Raw genomic sequence first — 19,181 nt, 5'->3', positions numbered from 1 at the left:
AATTTTAAATTTAGATTTGGTTTTGACTTTATATCATAGGCAATTATTTAGCTTTTTAAAATCGATCGGTTCTTTCCATTACCAAGGTGGCTGCTCCCAATAACTCGGCTTCTTTATTTAGCGATGAAGACAAAATCGTACATTGCTCTGCTAACATGGGTATGCTAAACTCATTTACTGCTTGCTGTATCGGCGCCATCAGAATCCGGGATGCAACGGCTCCTCTACCACTTACCACGACGCCTTGGGGGTTCATGATGTGTATCAACGTAGCGATCCCTTTTCCAATAAGAAATCCTGCTTTCGAAAGTAAATTAACGGCTAATTGATCCCCTGCGTTAGCGGCATTTAAAATAACATCCACATCGGAAGCACCATCACCGGAAAACATGCCTTCCATTTTCGATGCATACCCATTTTGTATTTCTTTTCGGGCTTTTCCGGTCAGCACTAACAGCGAAGCATCAACTTCTAAGCAGCCTCTTTTCCCGCATACGCAAAGATTATTACTATCTGCTAAAGGGATATGGCTAAATTCGCCGGCAAAGCCACTATGTCCTCTAAATAACTTCCCATTCACAATCATACCCAAGCCAATCCCCCAGCCAACGTTTACCACCATCACGTCCTGCATTCCTCGGGCCACGCCGAAATTTAATTCCGCCAGTGCAATAGCGCTTGAATCATTGTCAATAAAGACTTCACAACCGATCCGTCTTGCTATATAATCGGCTAAGCTCTTGTCGCCCAAACCGAAGTGCGTATTATTAATTCCCCTCTCTGCGTTTACAAAACCAGGCATTGCAATTCCAATCCCCAGGATATCAACCAGAGATAAGGGAAGTCCTTCTATATATTCTTTGATAAAATTGATGAGATCATTCAACGATTCACTGGCATTTTCAAGATTGATTACCCTCTCGTCAGGCTCTTTAATCTTTTCATTATGCAAGTTGAATACGGCTATTTTAGTGATGAGCTGATCCACAGAAACCGCTATTATGTATTTTCCTGAATCTCTATTAAGCTGATATTCATGAGCCCTCCTACCACCTGTCGACTGTGCATATTGGCTATTTATTATCAATCCTTGTTCCTTCAGGAGGTTGACATTGCTTGTAATCAGAGGTAAGCTTTTACCCGCAAGCTTACTGAGCTCATTGATAGCCATCGGTCCCCGATAATACAGATACCGCACAATATCTAGCTTTAATGCATTTTGCTTTTTAGGCTTTTCTTCCACAACAATTTAGATTGATGTAGCAAACATAAGTAAGTATATATCAAAAAGCAATAGACTTATTAATTTTTTTATCAAAGTTTAATATACTTATATAGGTAATAGAATAAAAATGGCTTTTTTTGTAACAAAAACGAAGATATCTTAAAACGCTTTTTATTTCCTATCTTTGCCGCAATTGTAACAAAAAAGAAAAAAGCACTTATCAAATGGCACTTCAATGTGGTATTGTTGGTTTACCCAACGTCGGAAAATCTACTTTATTTAATTGTTTATCAAATGCAAAAGCACAAGCCGCTAACTTTCCGTTCTGCACGATTGAACCGAACGTCGGTGTTATTTCTGTTCCTGATGAACGTTTGAATAAACTAGCTGAATTGGTTAATCCCCAACGCGTGGTTCCCAATACAATCGAAATAGTTGATATAGCAGGCTTGGTGAAAGGAGCGAGTAAAGGCGAGGGATTAGGAAATCAGTTTTTAGGTAACATCCGAACAACCAATGCCATTATACACGTATTACGCTGTTTTGATAACGGTAATGTGATTCACGTAGACGGATCCGTCGATCCGATTCGCGACAAGGAAATTATCGACACTGAATTGCAACTTAAAGATTTAGAAACGGTATTAAAGCGCATTCAGAAAGTGGAGAAAATGGCTAAAACCGGTGGTGATAAGGACGCAAAAAAAACCTTTGATATTTTATCCATCGTAAAAGTGCATCTCGAATCCGGTAAATCAGCTCGGACCGCTCCCATAACGGAAGACGATTTTGAGTATATCGGTGATTTAAGTCTCCTCACCGTAAAACCTGTTTTATACGTATGTAACGTAGATGAAGCGTCGGTAGTTAACGGCAATGCTTATGTAGATCGAGTAAGAGAGGCAGTAAAAGACGAGAAAGCAGAAGTTTTGGTTATATCAGCGCAAATCGAATCAGAGATCAGCCAGTTGGAAAGTTACGAGGAACGTCAATTGTTTTTGGAAGATTTGGGCCTTACAGAATCGGGCGTACATAAGCTTATACGGGCTGCTTATAAACTATTGAACTTAGCTACTTATTTTACGGCAGGCGTGCAGGAAGTTCGCGCTTGGACAATCAATAAGGGATTTACTGCTCCGCAAGCTGCCGGTGTGATTCATACCGATTTTGAGAAAGGTTTTATCCGAGCCGAGGTCATCAAGTATGACGATTTTGTTAAGTACGGTTCAGAGAATGCCTGTAAAGAGGCCGGAAAGCTAAGTGTAGAAGGAAAAACTTATATAGTGGAAGATGGTGATATCATGCACTTTAGGTTTAATGTATAAGAATTGAAGACCGGACCCTCCCAATAAAAAAGGCTATCCCCATTTGCGAGATAGCCTTTTTTGCTCACCCGAAGACATTGTTGGCGTCGCACCTTCCCCGCACCTAAGGCCGCCAAGAGAGTGTTCGAACCCTGCCTGCCCTACTGTTCTCATCCCTTCTTATACACGAAAAGCCTCTCTCTCGAAAGGCTTTCTTTGTTCACCCGAAGGGATTGTTGGCGTCGCACCCTCCCCGCACTTAAGGCCGCCAAGAGAGCGTTCGAACCCTGCCTGCCCTACTGTTCTCATCCCTTCTTATACACAAAAAGCCTCTCTTTCGAAAGGCTTTCTTTGTTCACCCGAAGGGATTCGAACCCCCATCATCAGAACCGGAATCTGACATTCTATCCATTGAACTACGGGTGAAAAAATATTCGGCAAACATAGATAAAATTGTTATCATATGCAATCATAAAAACACCTCTTATTTAAATATTGAGATAGTAAACTGACAGTTAATCGATTAATATCATTTATCATCCAATTGGAGAAAAACTTTATTTTTTCTATGTTTGAATAGCTAAATCAGGACGGTAACCTCTATTATGTTATACGACAGGCCTAATCTTCTTTTTAAAAAACATGGACAATGGGCTCCTCTGTTTATAAGACTGGTTGCCGGGTATCACTTAGTACAGGGCGTAATTGATAATATACTCAGCCAGGCGCGGATGCAGGAGTTTATTTCCTTTCTAAATGCGCATCAGTTTCCCTATCCATGGGCAGCATATGTATCAGTATATGCTCAGTTTATCAGTGGGTGCTTGTTCGTGCTCGGATATTATCAACGCTTTGCCGCTGCTTTTATGGTCGTTAACTTTATTTCAGCCATCTTGATTGCACATATAGGGGATGCTTATTCCGATACTTTTCCCGCGCTATTTATGCTCGCTGCCTCGCTTTCTCTCTTCTTTAGTGGCGCGGGGAGACTGTCCGTTGATTATTATCGACACAGAATGGGCAAACACAGAAAACGCTCATTGTTTTGATTGATTGTTATAGTTAAGCATCTTGTTCCCGTATATAAAAGATATAATCGGTGCTTGGCAAGTTATGTCCGCATAATTTCAAATGCTGTCCAATTTGGGCACGATGATGTGTGCCATGATTAATGACATGGGCAAGAACATCCTCCAGTCGATTGGCAAAGGCCGTGCCTCTTGAATTTTTGTAGCTAACGGATTTAACAAAATCCTGCTCGTTCAATGTATTTAAAAAGTTTACCCAATCGGTATTATTCCTAAGCACAATGGCCTCCATCTCCATGATGTCCCAGTCTGGCCATAAACTCCCTCCAACGGTATTTTCCCCCTTACATCTTTTTAACCAAATTTGCTGTGCAACCAGTAAATGTGCCATTAGTCCGATAGCTTCATCACATTCCTTCGCTATTTTCAGCAATTCAATAAGTTTTAAATTGGTAGCCTTGTCATAACCAAAAAGTTTGATAAAATAGGCTGACATTTTCATCATATATTATTTTTTTACAGATAACAAAAATGAACATTCTAATACGATCAACCAATTTATTTCGAAGTTTCCGTCAATTGTAATTTTAAACTGCTACAAATAGGTAGACCGTATTTTCCTTACATCCTTGCATTTTAGGATGCGAAGGATTAATTTTATGTCCAAAGCGCATGACGAATATGCTACAAGGCCCTAAGACATATTGCTTTAAACCGATTCAACCGAGCAGTTTACATGAATGGGCTGACATTTCTTATAAGGAATATATGCCGGCCCCGAGCTTACGGGGGTATATATATTGCTATTGGGAATTAAAAAGCCTTGAAAGATTGTCGACACCTCTTCCCTACTATGTTGTTTCAGATGGATGTATTGACATCTTCATTGATGTACATACCCTGTCGGACATAGATATTATGGGACTTTCCAACAAATACCATGCTTTTTCGCTCTCCCACGATTTCCATTACATTGGCATCCGGTTTTTACCCGCAGCTTTCTCATCCCTATTTAAGTTCAACGCGAGCGAATTAACCGATTATTGCGAGCCGTTAAATTTTGTAAACCGAGAACTGCATAAGCGTCTGAACAATTTGATCGCTCGGCATTGGGAGGCAGCTTATCGCCAACCCGACATGGTTTTTAATCTCCATCAACTTATCGAACCATTTAACGCCTTTTTCAATCAAATAGCAAGGCAAGCGACTGAAGTCGACTTTCGGTTTAAACTGGCTTTCGATAAAATAGTAAATACAAGAGGTATCATTGATATTGAACACCTAAATGTACCGGTAAGCTCAAGACATTTACGGCGCTTATTCAAGTTCTATGTTGGCGAATCGCCTAAAGCGTTTAGTAAAATAGTGCGTTTTCAAAGTTTATTGAGCCTCAATCCTACTGTGGAGACACTAAAGACGGAAAAGTTTTTCTATGAGTTGGGGTATTACGACCAGGCCCATTTCATTAAAGAATTTAAAAGAATGTGTGGTTTCACACCGGCTAAAGCATTCAAATAAATGTCCGTTAAATGTCCGTTTTTTACAATGACTATATGAAGACAGTTCGCATCTTTGTTAAAAAGAGACGATATGAAATTCTTTATGACAGCTATTTTCATAAGCCTAAGCGGTTTATCTTCAATTAATGGTCAAACAAAAGAAACCAATCTGAAAACAATGAAACTGAACGCCGGTATTATTACAGACAAGATTCAAGAGAGCAAAACGTTCTACACTGAAATTCTTCAATTTGGAATTACTTTTGAAAACGATTTTTATCTTTTGTTGCATACCCCAAATGAATCAGCAGAAATAAGCTTTTTAAAACCTTATCACGCCAGTCAACAACCGTTATTTCATGATCCATTTAATGGCAAAGGCCTTTACCTGACGATAGAAGTAGATAATGTTGAGGAGATGTATCGACAATTGAAGAGCAAGGGGGTAGAAATAAAAATAGACTTGCGTGAAGAGCCGTGGGGTGATCGACATTTTGCAATTCAGGATCCCAATGGTATCGGAGTCGATATAGTACAGTATACCGAACAAAAAAACTAACCCGCATTTTTATCTGTCTGTCCGTTTTCAACACATTTTATGCAAACCAATATATTTTCTATTTTAGCTGAAAATTTGGCATTGCTAAAGATGCCCTTAAATTTTAAGGATAGGAAAACCCTTTTTAGGTAATACAAGTTAGCGTTTGTTATTGCGATCACCACTATGGAAAGCATACAGATAAATCGAGAGGCTTTAATTGAACGGTTTCCCGGCAAAGGAGGATGGTCATATATTTTGATTCCGGAGATATCGCCCGATTATCGTAATCATTTCGGACAAGTAAAAGTAAGCGGATCTATTGACAGTTACATGCTTGACAAAGTGATCCTCATGCCTATGGGCGACGGCAAATTATTTCTACCACTTAATGCCGGTATTCGCAAACAGCTGCAGAAGCAAGTAGGCGACACCGTACAGCTCAAAATCTATTTGAACAAATCCGCTCGGATAACAGAAACGGATTTCATAGAAATTTTAGCGGATGAGCCGGCTGCATTCCGGTTTTATGCTGCACTAGCGGACACGGAAAAGCAGTCATATCTCGATTGGATCAATGAAACAAAAAACGAAGAGGCGCAAATTGCTCGCATAGCCGATTCTGTAAACGCGCTTTATGAACGGAGCCGGTACGATAGGTCCGGCAAATAATTAGGCCGCCCATTTTTTATTCAAAAAATGAATGGACAACAAATTGCTCATAGCGTCCTATTGGCGTTACACCTGCATTCCCCTGTAAATTGAAAATATAAACTTCTAAAAGATATTTCAGAACTAGCAGCAGCGGCTATAACATACTGAAATCCCGTGCTTCCTCTCGTTTGTAATCCCTGTCTTTCCCAACGAATCTTCTTTCAACAAATCAGTGCAACACACGATAAAGGGAAAATGTGCGTTGAAAAAAGATGATATTTCGTAGAATGTACTAACTTTGGCGTACCATGTATATCATTAAGGTAAAAGGTGTAGCAAAAATTCCGGACTATGTACAGCTGCGAGATGAAAATTTTACGCTCTTAGCATATTTTCGTGTAGACCGACCGGATAAGTCGTTAGAAAAAATAGGACTGGGAGATAAAGCATCGTACATAATGAAAATAGTTGAGGAGTTACCTTTTGGAAAAATAAAAGAAATAGAACTGTAACATGATTCCAAGTACCGTTATCAAACTTAAAAATATAGATATCTATCAACAGAAGCATCTTGTACTGTCAAATGTAAATTTACAGATTGATTCGGGCGAGTTTGTTTTTATGATCGGTCAAACCGGCTCGGGAAAGAGTAGCCTACTGAAAGTTATTTATGGCGATCTTCCCATATCGACAGGAGACGGATTAGTTGCCGGCTTCGACCTTGGTCGATTACATGACAGAGACATTCCATTCTTACGAAGAAAACTAGGGATTGTTTTTCAGGATTTTCATTTACTGACTGACCGCACAGTTGAAAAGAATCTGGAATTTGTAATGCGAGCCACTGGTTGGAAAGACAAGAACTTAATAAGAGAACGTATGTTTGATGTCTTAGATAAAGTTGGTTTACGTTCAAAGTTGAAGAAGATGCCCCATGAATTATCCGGCGGTGAACAGCAACGGGTAGTAATCGCCCGTGCGTTACTGAACGATCCGGAAATCATTCTTGCCGACGAACCTACAGGTAATTTAGATCCTAATACATCAGAAGAAATTGTCTTATTGCTAAAAGAAATCAGTCGGGCAGGTACAGCCGTTTTAATGGCTACCCATGATTATCAGATTATCCGCAACATGCCTTCCCGCATTGTTAAAACAGAATCCGGTATACTACATGATAACGTAACCATTTCCTAGCGACATTTTGCTTTAGCTGCCTACTGACAATCGTTGACATAATGCGTCATTATGTTCGTATTGAGTAACAAAGACTGACAGACTGGCTGTCTGCTATGCATTGGCAGAGGTTTTGTGCTGAAAAAAATATTTTTGAACTGCTTTTTAGAATTATGGAAGAACAACGCAAAAAGGAAAATATTGAGGAAAATCAAAATCTCGAGAACAAGGATATCGCGGAAGAGTTGGAATCAGTGAATGAAGCGCGCCAACATACGAAAGCAGGTCTTAACGATGATGTAGAAGAGGCCGAAGCGGATGTAGAAGTGGAGCAAGAGGAAAAACTTCAGCAAGAATTGACAGAAGCCAACAATAAATATCTTCGTTTGTACGCAGAGTTTGATAATTATAAGCGCCGGACCTCCAAGGAGCGAGTGGAGCTATTGCAAACAGCGGGTAAAGAAGTTATCGGCGACTTATTGATGGTATTGGACGATTTCGAGCGTGCACGTAAATCAATGGAAAATGCGCAGGACATCCCTTCTGTAAAAGAAGGTGTCGAACTCGTTTATCAAAAGCTTAAGTCTATCCTTAACAGAAAAGGATTAAAAGAAATGGAGTCAGTTGGACAAGAATTTAATGCTGATCTACATGAAGCAATAACGCGAATTCCTGCCCCAACACCCGAGCTGGTTGGAAAGATAATCGATGAGGTAGAGAAAGGTTATTTCCTTAACGATAAAGTTCTGCGCTACGCCAAAGTAGTAGTAGGTAGCGAATCATTATAAAGATGGCAAAGAGAGATTATTACGACGTATTAGGTGTATCAAAAAATGCAGAACAAGCTGAAATAAAATCAGCTTATAGAAAACTGGCAATAAAATATCACCCTGATAAAAACCCAAACAACAAGGAAGCGGAAGAGAAATTTAAAGAAGCTGCCGAGGCCTATGAAGTGTTAAGTAATCCGGAGAAACGTCAACGCTATGATCGTTTTGGTCATGCCGGGAACAGTGCGAGCGGCGGTTATGGAGGAGGTATGAATATGGAAGATATCTTCAGTAATTTTGGGGATATCTTTGGAGGAGGCAACCCCTTTGAAAGTTTCTTTGGAGGGGGGCAATCACGCGGAGGAAGGCGAGCTGTAAAAGGAACGAATCTTCGCATAAAGGTAAAGCTTACCTTGGAGGAAATCGCAAAAGGCGTTGAGAAGAAAATCAAGGTAAACAAGCAAGTTGTTTGTAAAACTTGCGATGGCAGCGGTGCTAAAGATAGGTCTTCAACTTCTACTTGCCGCACATGCGGCGGTACGGGGAGTGTAAGGCGGGTGACTAACACCATATTAGGGCAAATGCAAACAACAAGTACTTGCCCTACCTGTAACGGTGAAGGAGTTGAGATCACAGCTAAGTGTACTACCTGCCACGGCGAAGGATTGGTACGTGGAGAAGAAACCATCAGCATCAATATCCCTGCAGGTGTAAGCGAAGGCATGCAGTTATCGATGAGCGGTAAAGGAAATGCCGCTCCTCGCGGAGGTGTACCGGGCGATCTCATCATATTGATAGAGGAAATTCCGCATGAGATTTTGAAACGTGACGGAAATAATGTTATATATGATCTTTATATAAGTTTCGTAGATGCCGCGCTTGGCGCCAGTATAGAAGTACCAACTATCGACGGTAAAGCGAAAATAAAAATAGATCCTGGCACGCAGGGAGGTAAAATTCTTCGTCTAAAAGGCAAAGGCATTCCAGAGGTAAATTCTTATCACAAAGGAGATCAGCTAATATACGTAAATGTGTGGACGCCAAAAGCGCTTTCCCAAACAGAGAGAGAGCAATTAGAAAAATTAAGAGAATCGCCGAATTTCAAGCCCCAACCCGGGAAAAATGAAAAAAGCTTTTTCGAACGTGTAAAAGAATTCTTCGAATAAGATGTTAGCATAAAATAAAAAAACGCCGAACGCAATGGTTCGACGTTTTTTTTTGCTTCTTGGTAACCACCTATTTTAACTTATGCCTGCCAATCTCTATACTGTCATTGTCAATGTTGACAAAAATAGACAAATAGTCAGTTTATACCGCATAATCGATTTTGTCATTTAAAAAACATACGATCAGTAAACGAGTAAGTTATATAATTATTGTAAAAAGCAAATAAAATTGCACTTTCTTTTAATTGTCATAGAAGTTTAAGATTGGTTGCTTATACAACTTTATACAAGCTCTACGTCATATTTGGCACATAAGTTGACTAATGCACGGTGAAAGTCAGTCGAAGCACTGACTATAACGTTAACAAATTTATATTAAACATGAAAAAATTATTTTTAACTCTAACTGCCGCTGTAGCACTAGCTTTTACAGCCAACGCACAAACTGAAAAAGGTAAACTCTTCCTAGGAGGATCTGTTGGTTATAATTACAACAAAGTGAATGGCACGGACCATTCAAACCAGAGTTTCAACATTGTTCCTAATGTAGGATACTTTATCAGCGATAATTTCGCAATTGGTACCGGTGTCGGTTATCGCTATGGTCAGTACTACACTGACGGTGCAAATGATGTGGATTTGAAAGTTAAGCAAGGAGCTTTTGTAGTCGCACCTTTTGCTCGTGCCTATAAAGGAAATGAAATGTTCAAATTCTTTGGTCAACTTTCTGTTCCCATGGCTTTTGGAAGCACAAAAGTAGATGGCACAAAAGTGTCTAGCACAACTAGTTTCGGAGCACAGCTTTCTCCCGGTTTAGCATTCTTTCCACATAAAAATGTAGGTATTGAATTAAGTGTACGTGGTCTTTACTACGGTAATGACAGGATTAAAGATGAGGCGACCGGATCTAAACAAATTACCAATTCTTTTGGTTTAGCTAGTGATTTCTTTGCACCTCAATTAGGAGTACAATTTTATTTCTAAACTTTTACGCAGCGAAACCAAAAGGGATGTGCAAAGCACATCCCTTTTTTTATATATCATATGTTGTAACAAATAAGCACCTCGCCTATCTAAACGGTACAAGATAAAATGCTCATGCTGTCAATCAACAACATCGTAAAGCAATATGCGGAGCATCGAGCCTTAGATGACGTGTCCATGCATATTGAAAAGGGCACCATCTTTGGATTACTCGGTCCGAACGGTGCAGGAAAAACTTCTCTTATTCGAATTATCACACAGATTACCGCTCCTGATAGTGGATATATAATGTTCAATGGTGATGTGCTCCAACCGGAACACATTAGCAAGATAGGTTATTTACCGGAAGAACGCGGACTTTATAAAAAAATGCAGATCGGTGATCAATTGCTTTACTTAGCTCAACTAAAAGGTTTGTCAAAAGAAGAGGCGAAAAAGCGAATCAAACATTGGTTCGAGAAGATGGAAATGCAGTCTTGGTGGAGTAAGAAAGTGGAAGACCTAAGCAAAGGAATGCAACAAAAGGTACAATTTGTTGCAACGGTACTTCATCAACCGGAGCTACTGATTTTGGATGAGCCTTTTTCCGGTTTCGACCCGGTAAATGCTGAAATTATAAAAAAAGAAATACTGGAACTACATAGCAATGGCACCACCATTATTTTTTCTACTCATCGTATGGAATCAGTAGAAGAACTTTGCGATAATATTGCGCTCATTAATAAGTCCAGAAAAATCTTGGATGGCCCGGTTATTGACATAAAAAACAGTTATCGGGAAAACAAATATAAAATAACATATATAGGCGCGCAGGTTATCGATCCAAATGATACGCTATTTACCGTGGAAAAACGACTTACGGATAATCATGTAACCACACTGTATCTAAAAATAGCAGAGGGAAAAACGATCAATCATATGCTCTCCTACCTAATCGCCCAGGTTGAAATACAACATGTAGAAGAAATCATTCCTACCATCCATGAGATTTTTATAAAAGAAGTAACGTCTATCAACGCCAACTAGCAGCATAATGAATAAAATAGTTCTTATTATACAACGAGAGTATTTAAGCCGTGTAAAAAAGAAATCATTTTTAGTGACGACCTTCCTCGTTCCCTTCTTGTTTATCGCTATGTACGCGCTTATTTTTTATGTCGCATTAAACAATCGAGAACCTATTACAACGGTTTATGTAGTAGATCAGTCAGGCTTTGTGGCGAACAAATTAGAAGACACGGAACATCTGTTATTTCTAAGCACAGATGAATCAATTGCTAGCTTGAAAAAGAAAATGGAACGTGGTGAAACAAGCTCGCTACTCCTGGTTGTCCCGGCCGGTGTGGCGACCTCCCAAACTGTTGAGCTATACGACACCGAAAAAAAAGGTATAGGTACCATCAACACGCTTGAGTCAAAATTAAATGACATACTAAGAGCGAAAGCTCTAGCTGACGCAGGAATTGACATAAATACCTTAAACGGTATAAAGCCGGCTGTGTCCATCAAATCAAAAGAACTTACGGTGGATGGAGAAAAGGACAGCCATGTTGGGACGGCCATCGGAATTAGCTTTGGCTTATCAATCCTAATCTACATATCCCTGTTTTTATATGGAAATCAGGTAATGCGTGGCATTATAGAAGAAAAGAGTAACCGGATTATCGAAGTAGTTATTTCCTCAGTAAAACCTTTTCAGCTGATGATGGGTAAAATTATCGGCGTTGGCCTGGTCGGAGTTACCCAATTTGTTCTTTGGATTATTCTCTCTGTAAGCTTCATGGCCGCAACCTCTGCCGTAATGATCAATTCTAAACCCGAAATGCATACGTCCGTTAAGATGCAAGATGGGGTTGGTAACGGTGAGGTAAAGCAGAACAATCAAGAAAGGCAGTCAAAAATGGAGGCTATTGTACAACAGATCAAAGCCATTGATTATCCTTACGTATTAGGTTGTTTTTTGATCTATTTCATTGGCGGTTATCTGCTATACAGTGCCCTATTCGCCATGGTAGGATCAGCGGTAGATAGCGAAACGGAAACCCAACAATTTATGCTGCCCATTATCATGCCGCTATTGTTTACCTATATGCTTTCTTTTTCCGTACTAATCAATAATCCACATGGTTCCTTGGCCTTTTGGTTAAGCATGGTTCCCTTCACCTCACCTATCGGTATGTTGGTTAGAATTCCATTTGGAGTCCCCGTTTGGCAACTATTGCTGTCAATCGCCTTGTTGGTTATTGGCTTTTTGTTAACAACTTATGCAGCCGCGAGGGTTTACCGCGTTGGAATTTTAATGTATGGTAAAAAGGCAAGCTATAAAGAACTATTCAAATGGTTTAGGTACAAAGGTTGAACGCTTTTTCGAACGCTAGTTTTGTCATTTTTGCAATTCCATTAGGAAACAAAATAAATAAAGGACAACTTTGCGCTATTTATTTTGAACACTATATAGATGAATCAAGAAACGCTCGATAAGCTAAACATACTTAATGAAAAAACAAGCGGTAAATATAAAGCGCTCCTTTATGATTGCGATGGAACTTTAGCAGACAATATGCTTGCTCATAAATTGTCATACAAAGAGGCCGCAGCTAAATATGGAATAAATTTGGACACCGACATTATCGATGAACTGGCCGGCTGGCCAACCAGACTTGTTGCCGATGAAATCAGTAGACGTTATAATGTGATGTTGCCGGATACGTTCTCCAAAGAAAAGACGGCAGTATTCTTCGAAAAATACATTGATACAACCGAACCTATCGCTTACGTTACTGAGCACTTAAAAGCAAATGCAGGCAATGTACACATCGGTGTTGTATCAGGAGGTACGCGCACTACCGTACAGCGGACGCTATCAGTACTCGGTTTGACAGACTACATAGAAGTGCTTGTTTGTGCCGGCGAAACGCCTAATGGAAAACCCTTTCCGGATCCTTTTCTCGCCGCCGCCGAAAAATTAGGAGTGGCGCCTAAAGACTGCATTGTTTTCGAAGATGGTGATCCTGGAGTAGCCGCTGCAGAAGCTGCCGGCATGGATTGGGTCCGAATTGACAAAATTTGATGTAAAGAATTCCCTGTTTAGCATCTGTTTTTAATGTTAATAAAGTTTACGCTGCCACAATAAAACTTCAGATTTTTTATAGAGATTTGCTTGACAGGTCTAGTATTAACGCTCGACACGCTAACCGGAAAAGCTATTTAACATTTTTTTACATTTATTTTAACTATTCATTTTAGATATTTACCGCATGTTTAGAAGAATTAAGAGTAGGTTTCTTCGTTACTTATTGATTTTCATCTATTTCGTCATAATCTTCTTATGTGCGATCGAGTTAAATTTTTTAGGTCTTTTCGGCTATTCCCCTACTGCACAAGATATTAAAGCACCTACGCTTCACGTAGCCTCCGAATTATATACAGCGGATGGTAAGTTAATCGGTCGTTATTTTAAAGAAAACCGATCCCCCGTAGTTTATGATAGTATTTCAAAAAGCATTACACAAGCTTTAGTCGCCACAGAGGATATACGATTTTTTAAACATAACGGTGTCGACTTTATTGCAGTAGCATCCAGTCTATTATCTACTGCACAAGGAGATAAACGCGGAGGCAGTACCATTACCCAGCAGTTGGCAAAGAATCTCTTTCGGACTCGTTATAATCAATCGGCCGGTTTATTAGGTAATATTCCGGGTGTTCGAATGCTAATCATTAAAATAAAAGAATGGTTTACAGCTATCAAATTGGAGCGTCGCTACAGCAAAGAGGAAATCCTGACAATGTATTTAAATACGGTGTCATTTGGCAATAATACGTATGGTATCAAAACGGCGGCAAAACGATACTTCAATCAAAACACCAATGATGTTACGCCGCCCCAGGCAGCCCTTTTAATAGGCATGCTCAAAGCAACCACTCTTTATAATCCGGTACGAAATCCCAAACGCTCTTTAGAAAGACGGAATATCGTCCTATCTCAAATGCAAAAGGCAGGCTTCATTTCACCTTCACAACTTAAACAATACAGGCAATCACCTATTGATCTAAGCTTAGGTACAGTAGATGAAGTGGGGAAGGAAGATTCTTATCTGCGTGGTGCGGTAGAGCGGTTTATCGAAAAATGGTGCGATGAGAACGGTTATGACCTTTACGAAGATGGGCTTAAGATTTATACAACCATTGATTCCAGATTGCAGCGCTATGCGGAGGAAGCAGCCTACGATCAAATGGCTGTTCTACAAAAAAGGTTGGAAAATACTTGGGGGAAAGAGCTACCATGGCGCGATTCCAAAGGAGAAGTAATTGAAAACTTTTTGGAAAATTTGGCAAAAAGGCTTCCAATTTACTCTTTTCTTGACAAGAAATTCAAGCACAACCAAGACAGTATTCTTTTTTACCTGAATCAACCAAAACCGATGAAAGTTTTCACTTGGGACGGTATGAACGAAGTTGAGTATTCCACGATGGATTCGCTTGCACATTATGCGAAAATGCTTAACACCGGCATGATGGTAATGGACCCTTATAGTTCGGAGATAAAAGTATGGGTGGGTGGTATTAACCATCAATTTTATAAATATGACCATGTTAATCAAGCGAAGCGCCAAGCGGGGTCGACATTTAAACCATTTGCCTATTTAACCGCCCTGGAACAGGGGATGTCACCTTGTGATAAATTTCAGGACAAGGCGGTAAAAATCAATTATGTTGAGAACGGTGAAGCAAAAACATGGGAACCGAAAAACGCCGATTGGACCTTTTCGGGCATCAATATGTCTTTACGCTGGGCTATGGGTAGGTCCATTAATTCCGTAACGGCCCAAATAACAGAAAAAGTTGGCTGGGATAATGTGGTAAAGACTGCCCACAAATGCGGCATAACCAGCCATTTAGAATCGGTGCCGTCGGTAAGTTTAGGATCAAATGACGTAACGGTTTATGAGATGGTAAGCGCCTATGCTACCTTTTTGAATAAAGGGAATCATGCAGAACCCATTTTGGTCAAGCGTATCACAGACCAAGATGGTCATTCTTTAGCAGAATTTAAACCAAAGACAAAAAGGGTCATTAGTGAAGAAATCGCTTGGTTGATGACTTATATGCTTCGCGGGACGATGGAAGAACCGGGAGGGACATCGCAAGCCTTATGGGAATGGGATCTGTGGAAAAAGGGTAATCAAATAGGCGGAAAAACGGGAACCTCTTCCGACTATGTGGATGGATGGTATATGGGTATCACGAAAGACTTAGTGGCCGGTGTTTGGGTTGGAAATGATGAACGCAGCATACACTTCCGAAATTCGGCAACCGGAGAAGGTTCGCGCACGGCCCTTCCAATCTTTGCTAAGTTTATGGAAAAATTATACCACGACCCGGAAAGCGGCTATACTTACGGCCCTCTTCCCGAGCCAACTGTGGCGATTACACGCGAATATAAGTGCCCAAGCCCGCGGATACGGATTCCGGACAGCACACGAGCAGATAGCCTCCCTCCCATTCTGAGTCCGATTTTGGAACCGCACAGTGAAGATGAGCTTCAACGAATCAATGAACAGCTTAAACAACAGCCGAATGAATAGAAGAAACCGAGTTTAAGTTGCGCAAATAAATTCTAAACGCTAAATTAGTATCCCAAATTGTACCTAAGCATCATATGAAGCACCTTATTCCGGCAAAAAAGAGATTTTACAAAACTATTTGGGCAATAGCCTTTACATTTTGTTTCATACCTACCGTTTTTGGACAATATTTTGGCCAAAATAAGATGCGATATAAAGCATTGGATTTTAAAGTAAAGCAATCACCCCATTTCGATTTCTATACTTATCTAAAAAACGATAGTCTATTAACTCGTTTCATGCAAGAAAGTGAGCTTTGGTACGAACTGCATCAGCAAGTTTTTAGAGATACATTTCTTCGGAAGAATCCCCTCATACTTTATAATAACCATCCGGACTTTCAACAAACTACTGCTATTGGCGGAGAAATAAGTATAGGTACGGGAGGTGTTACAGAAGGGCTCAAGAATCGCGTAGTAATGCCGATTATGCAAATCAATAACCAGACACGCCATGTTCTGGGGCACGAGTTGGTCCACGCCTTTCAATATCATTCCCTTATTGAAGGCGATTCAACCAAGCTGGAAAATATAGGAAATCTCCCTCTTTGGATGGTGGAAGGAATGGCCGAATATTTATCCGTCGGAAAAAAGGATGCTTTTACCGCCATGTGGATGCGAGATGCTTATTTAAATAAGGATATTCCGAGCCTTAGAGACTTAACAGAAAGCAATAAGTATTTCCCTTACCGCTATGGTCAAGCATTCTGGGCTTACATCGGTTCTACTTACGGGGATACAGTGATTGTGCCTTTCTTCAAAAACACCGCTAAGTACGGATATCAAGCGGCGATTAAATACACCTTTGGATATGACGAACCTACGCTGTCAAATTTATGGCGTACAAGTATCGAAAATGCCTATAAACCGCTTCTAATCGATACGGCTCAAGTACCAAGGGGGCAAATGATCATTAATAATAAAAACGGGGGTAATATGAATGTTTCCCCAACCATTTCCCCCGACGGTAAATACGTCGCTTTCTTATCAGAAAAAGATCTCTTCAGTATTGATTTATTCTTAGCAGATGCCGGAACAGGTAAAATCATACGAAAGCTGAGTAGTCGACAGAATAATTCGCACATTGATGAGTTCAGTTATATAGAAAGTGCAGGATCCTTTTCCCATGACAGCAAGAAATTTGCGTTTAGTGTGTTTAGCCAAGGGCGCACGAAATTGTTGATAGTCGACGTGGAGACCGGTAAAACACTTGCTACAGAAAGTATGGGAGATATCGGTGAGTTTGCTAACATAACCTGGTCGCCCGATGGAAACCTCGTGGCATTCTCGGGACTTAAAAACGGATATAGTGATATCTACTTATATGATTTGTCAAATAAGAGCTCGACCCAACTTACCAACGACTGGTATTCCGATTACCATCCTAGTTTTTCAAGAGATGGTAAAAAAATTGTTTTCAGTACCGATCGTTTAAGCTTAGAAAGTGGTTACGAAGGAGTTGATATTCCATTGGGCTTAGCCATTATCGATATAAGTACAAAAGAAATCCGGAAGATCGATATCTTTCCGGGCGCCAATAACCTGAACCCCCAGTTCTCGGCAGATGATAAGCAACTTTATTTCCTGTCAAACCGTGATGGTTTCAGGAATCTATACCGTTACACGTTTTCGTCCGGAAAAACTGAACAGCTTACCGATTATTTTACAGGAATTAGCGGAATCACCGAATATTCACCTGCTTTAAGTGTATCTGCAAACGATGATATTCTCTACTCATATTACCGTTCGCAAAAATATACCATCTACAATGCTAAACCAAGCGACTTTACGGCGAAGGAGGTACCAAATAACGAAGTAAATTTTAACGCAGCGCTACTGCCACCTCCTCAATCACTGGGTGTAGATGTAGTTAATAGTAACCTTCGAAACTACAATATTTTTCAGCGTATTGGTAAGTCGCTCATAAAACCGGTACCATACAAACCAAAATTTCAATTAGACTATTTACAGGGAAGTGGTGTCGGCGTAGCCGTTGGCAGTAGATATGGCGCGGGCTTATCCAGTGGGATCCAAGGTATTTTCTCCGATATTTTAGGACGAAATCAATTATTTGCCGGGGTTGCTATTAATGGGGAGGTATATGATTTTGGCGGTCAATTTGCCTATATCAATCAAAAGGGAAGAATCAGTTGGGGAGGGTCTATTTCTCATATTCCTTTTATGTCCGGATTGATGAGCTATGGGAATGAGGAAATTAACGGAAACACCTATTTTACGGAGAATACGGATATTATACGTACTTTCCAAACACAGATAGACGCTTTTGCCGCTTACCCCCTATCGAGAACAACTAGATTTGAACTGGGGGGCGCAGTAGCCCGCTACAGCTATCGGATTGATCGATTCTCTAATTATTACGACCCCAATACATTCTATTTCTTAGGCAGTGACAGAAGAAAATTATCAAAAGAAGAAGCGAGCAGAACCTATGGAGGTAATTTTAATTCTTTTACCTTGCAGCAACTAAATGCGGCCTTTGTTGGTGATAATTCTTATTTTGGTGTAGCTGCCCCTTTAAGTGGTTATCGGTATAGATTAGCTGCCGAAAAGTATTTCGGCGATTTTAATTTTACCGCCTACACCGCTGACCTGCGCAAGTATCACCGTATTAAGCCTATCTCCCTGGCTGCGCGTGCTTACACATACATGCGTGTTGGTAGTGGTGAGGATCAATTATATCCGCTCTATATAGGCTATCCATTTCTCATCAGGGGCTATGAATCTGCGTCATTCTACAATAATAACGGCAACGTTTATCAAGGGTACAATGTGAATCAATTGATGGGTTCCAGAATAGCGGTAGTGAATCTAGAAGCAAGGTTACCATTTACAGGCCCGGAAAAGCTGGCAGCCATTAAATCCGGGCTACTATTCTCTGATTTAAATGTATTTTTTGATATGGGACTCGCTTGGAGTGCCGGAGATAAGATTGCTTTCAAAAGTAATCCGGATAAAATTGGCGAACAGGTTAACCCAGATGGATCAACTGTTGACATCTACGAACGAGTTCCTGCTATGAGTGCCGGAGTCTCTTTACGGGTTAACATCTTTGGTTACTTTGTTTTAGAACCGTATTATGCTGTTCCTTTTAACAGAAAGGATCTAAAATTTGGTACTTTTGGTCTTAACTTCGCGCCGGGATGGTAAATTGTTTTAATTGATTTGACCTTACACCGGCTTCATGCACACT

At 40.3% G+C, this 19,181-nt stretch carries 17 protein-coding genes and 1 tRNA gene; 15 read left to right on the top strand and 3 right to left on the bottom strand.

The window, feature by feature from the left end; genetic code table 11:
• Nucleotides 1-55 precede the first annotated feature (55 nt).
• Nucleotides 56-1,243, bottom strand: a complete 1,188-nt coding sequence (locus E0E36_RS19670; protein ID WP_013666393.1) for an ROK family transcriptional regulator — start codon at nucleotides 1,241-1,243, stop codon at nucleotides 56-58.
• A 206-nt stretch (nucleotides 1,244-1,449) separates the two neighbouring features.
• Here E0E36_RS19670 and ychF point away from each other — a divergent pair, with 206 nt between their 5' ends.
• On the top strand, nucleotides 1,450-2,550 hold the full coding sequence (gene ychF / locus E0E36_RS19665) for a redox-regulated ATPase YchF (RefSeq protein WP_130857416.1): 1,101 nt from the start codon (nucleotides 1,450-1,452) through the stop codon (nucleotides 2,548-2,550).
• A 333-nt stretch (nucleotides 2,551-2,883) separates the two neighbouring features.
• On the opposite strand, the gene E0E36_RS19660 is transcribed toward ychF, so the two are convergent.
• Nucleotides 2,884-2,955: transfer RNA gene (locus E0E36_RS19660), tRNA-Arg, on the bottom strand.
• 179 nt (nucleotides 2,956-3,134) lie between these two features.
• On the opposite strand from E0E36_RS19660, the gene E0E36_RS19655 reads away from it, so the two are divergent.
• Nucleotides 3,135-3,578: a DoxX family protein gene (locus tag E0E36_RS19655; RefSeq protein WP_130857415.1), complete on the top strand. Its 444-nt coding sequence runs from the start codon at nucleotides 3,135-3,137 to the stop codon at nucleotides 3,576-3,578.
• A gap of 13 nt (nucleotides 3,579-3,591) precedes the next feature.
• On the opposite strand, the gene E0E36_RS19650 is transcribed toward E0E36_RS19655, so the two are convergent.
• Nucleotides 3,592-4,062 carry a DinB family protein gene (locus E0E36_RS19650; protein WP_013666390.1) on the bottom strand — a complete coding sequence of 157 codons (471 nt, stop codon included), beginning with the start codon at nucleotides 4,060-4,062 and terminating at the stop codon, nucleotides 3,592-3,594.
• A 167-nt stretch (nucleotides 4,063-4,229) separates the two neighbouring features.
• Here E0E36_RS19650 and E0E36_RS19645 point away from each other — a divergent pair, with 167 nt between their 5' ends.
• The 13 genes from E0E36_RS19645 (at nucleotide 4,230) to E0E36_RS19580 (ending at nucleotide 19,138) form a co-directional block, all read left to right on the top strand.
• Entirely contained in the window at nucleotides 4,230-5,075 is an 846-nt protein-coding gene (locus E0E36_RS19645; protein ID WP_049795023.1) for an AraC family transcriptional regulator, read from the top strand.
• Between the two features lie 72 nt (nucleotides 5,076-5,147).
• Nucleotides 5,148-5,615: a VOC family protein gene (locus E0E36_RS19640; protein WP_207303789.1), complete on the top strand. Its 468-nt coding sequence runs from the start codon at nucleotides 5,148-5,150 to the stop codon at nucleotides 5,613-5,615.
• A 165-nt stretch (nucleotides 5,616-5,780) separates the two neighbouring features.
• Nucleotides 5,781-6,266, top strand: coding sequence for a YdeI/OmpD-associated family protein (locus tag E0E36_RS19635; protein WP_013666387.1), 486 nt, complete (start codon nucleotides 5,781-5,783; stop codon nucleotides 6,264-6,266).
• Nucleotides 6,267-6,556: 290 nt separating this feature from the next.
• On the top strand, nucleotides 6,557-6,760 hold the full coding sequence (locus tag E0E36_RS19630) for a hypothetical protein (RefSeq protein WP_013666386.1): 204 nt from the start codon (nucleotides 6,557-6,559) through the stop codon (nucleotides 6,758-6,760).
• 1 nt (nucleotide 6,761) lies between these two features.
• Nucleotides 6,762-7,445: a cell division ATP-binding protein FtsE gene (locus tag E0E36_RS19625; protein WP_013666385.1), complete on the top strand. Its 684-nt coding sequence runs from the start codon at nucleotides 6,762-6,764 to the stop codon at nucleotides 7,443-7,445.
• A gap of 152 nt (nucleotides 7,446-7,597) precedes the next feature.
• A complete protein-coding gene (locus E0E36_RS19620; protein WP_130857414.1) occupies nucleotides 7,598-8,212 on the top strand; it encodes a nucleotide exchange factor GrpE in 615 nt (204 codons plus the stop codon).
• A 2-nt stretch (nucleotides 8,213-8,214) separates the two neighbouring features.
• Nucleotides 8,215-9,360 carry a molecular chaperone DnaJ gene (gene dnaJ, locus E0E36_RS19615; RefSeq protein ID WP_013666383.1) on the top strand — a complete coding sequence of 382 codons (1,146 nt, stop codon included), beginning with the start codon at nucleotides 8,215-8,217 and terminating at the stop codon, nucleotides 9,358-9,360.
• Between the two features lie 381 nt (nucleotides 9,361-9,741).
• Complete coding sequence (locus E0E36_RS19610; RefSeq protein ID WP_130857413.1) at nucleotides 9,742-10,344, top strand: acyloxyacyl hydrolase; 603 nt, start codon at nucleotides 9,742-9,744, stop codon at nucleotides 10,342-10,344.
• Nucleotides 10,345-10,458: 114 nt separating this feature from the next.
• Entirely contained in the window at nucleotides 10,459-11,370 is a 912-nt protein-coding gene (locus E0E36_RS19600; RefSeq protein ID WP_130857412.1) for an ABC transporter ATP-binding protein, read from the top strand.
• 7 nt (nucleotides 11,371-11,377) lie between these two features.
• Nucleotides 11,378-12,703 (top strand): ABC transporter permease, encoded by a 1,326-nt coding sequence (locus E0E36_RS19595; RefSeq protein WP_130857411.1) that lies wholly within the window; start codon nucleotides 11,378-11,380, stop codon nucleotides 12,701-12,703.
• A 99-nt stretch (nucleotides 12,704-12,802) separates the two neighbouring features.
• Nucleotides 12,803-13,414 (top strand): HAD family hydrolase, encoded by a 612-nt coding sequence (locus E0E36_RS19590; protein WP_013666379.1) that lies wholly within the window; start codon nucleotides 12,803-12,805, stop codon nucleotides 13,412-13,414.
• 187 nt (nucleotides 13,415-13,601) lie between these two features.
• Nucleotides 13,602-15,932: a transglycosylase domain-containing protein gene (locus E0E36_RS19585; protein ID WP_130857410.1), complete on the top strand. Its 2,331-nt coding sequence runs from the start codon at nucleotides 13,602-13,604 to the stop codon at nucleotides 15,930-15,932.
• 74 nt (nucleotides 15,933-16,006) lie between these two features.
• The gene (locus E0E36_RS19580) at nucleotides 16,007-19,138 is read left to right on the top strand and encodes a basic secretory protein-like protein (RefSeq protein WP_130857409.1); all 3,132 of its coding nucleotides are present in this window, start codon (nucleotides 16,007-16,009) and stop codon (nucleotides 19,136-19,138) included.
• Nucleotides 19,139-19,181: the final 43 nt, after the last annotated feature.

Origin of the sequence: Olivibacter jilunii (genome assembly GCF_900607235.1) — a bacterium.
GTDB classification, from domain to species: Bacteria; Bacteroidota; Bacteroidia; order Sphingobacteriales; family Sphingobacteriaceae; genus Olivibacter; species Olivibacter oleidegradans.
This window is presented reverse-complemented; position numbering and strand designations above follow the sequence as displayed.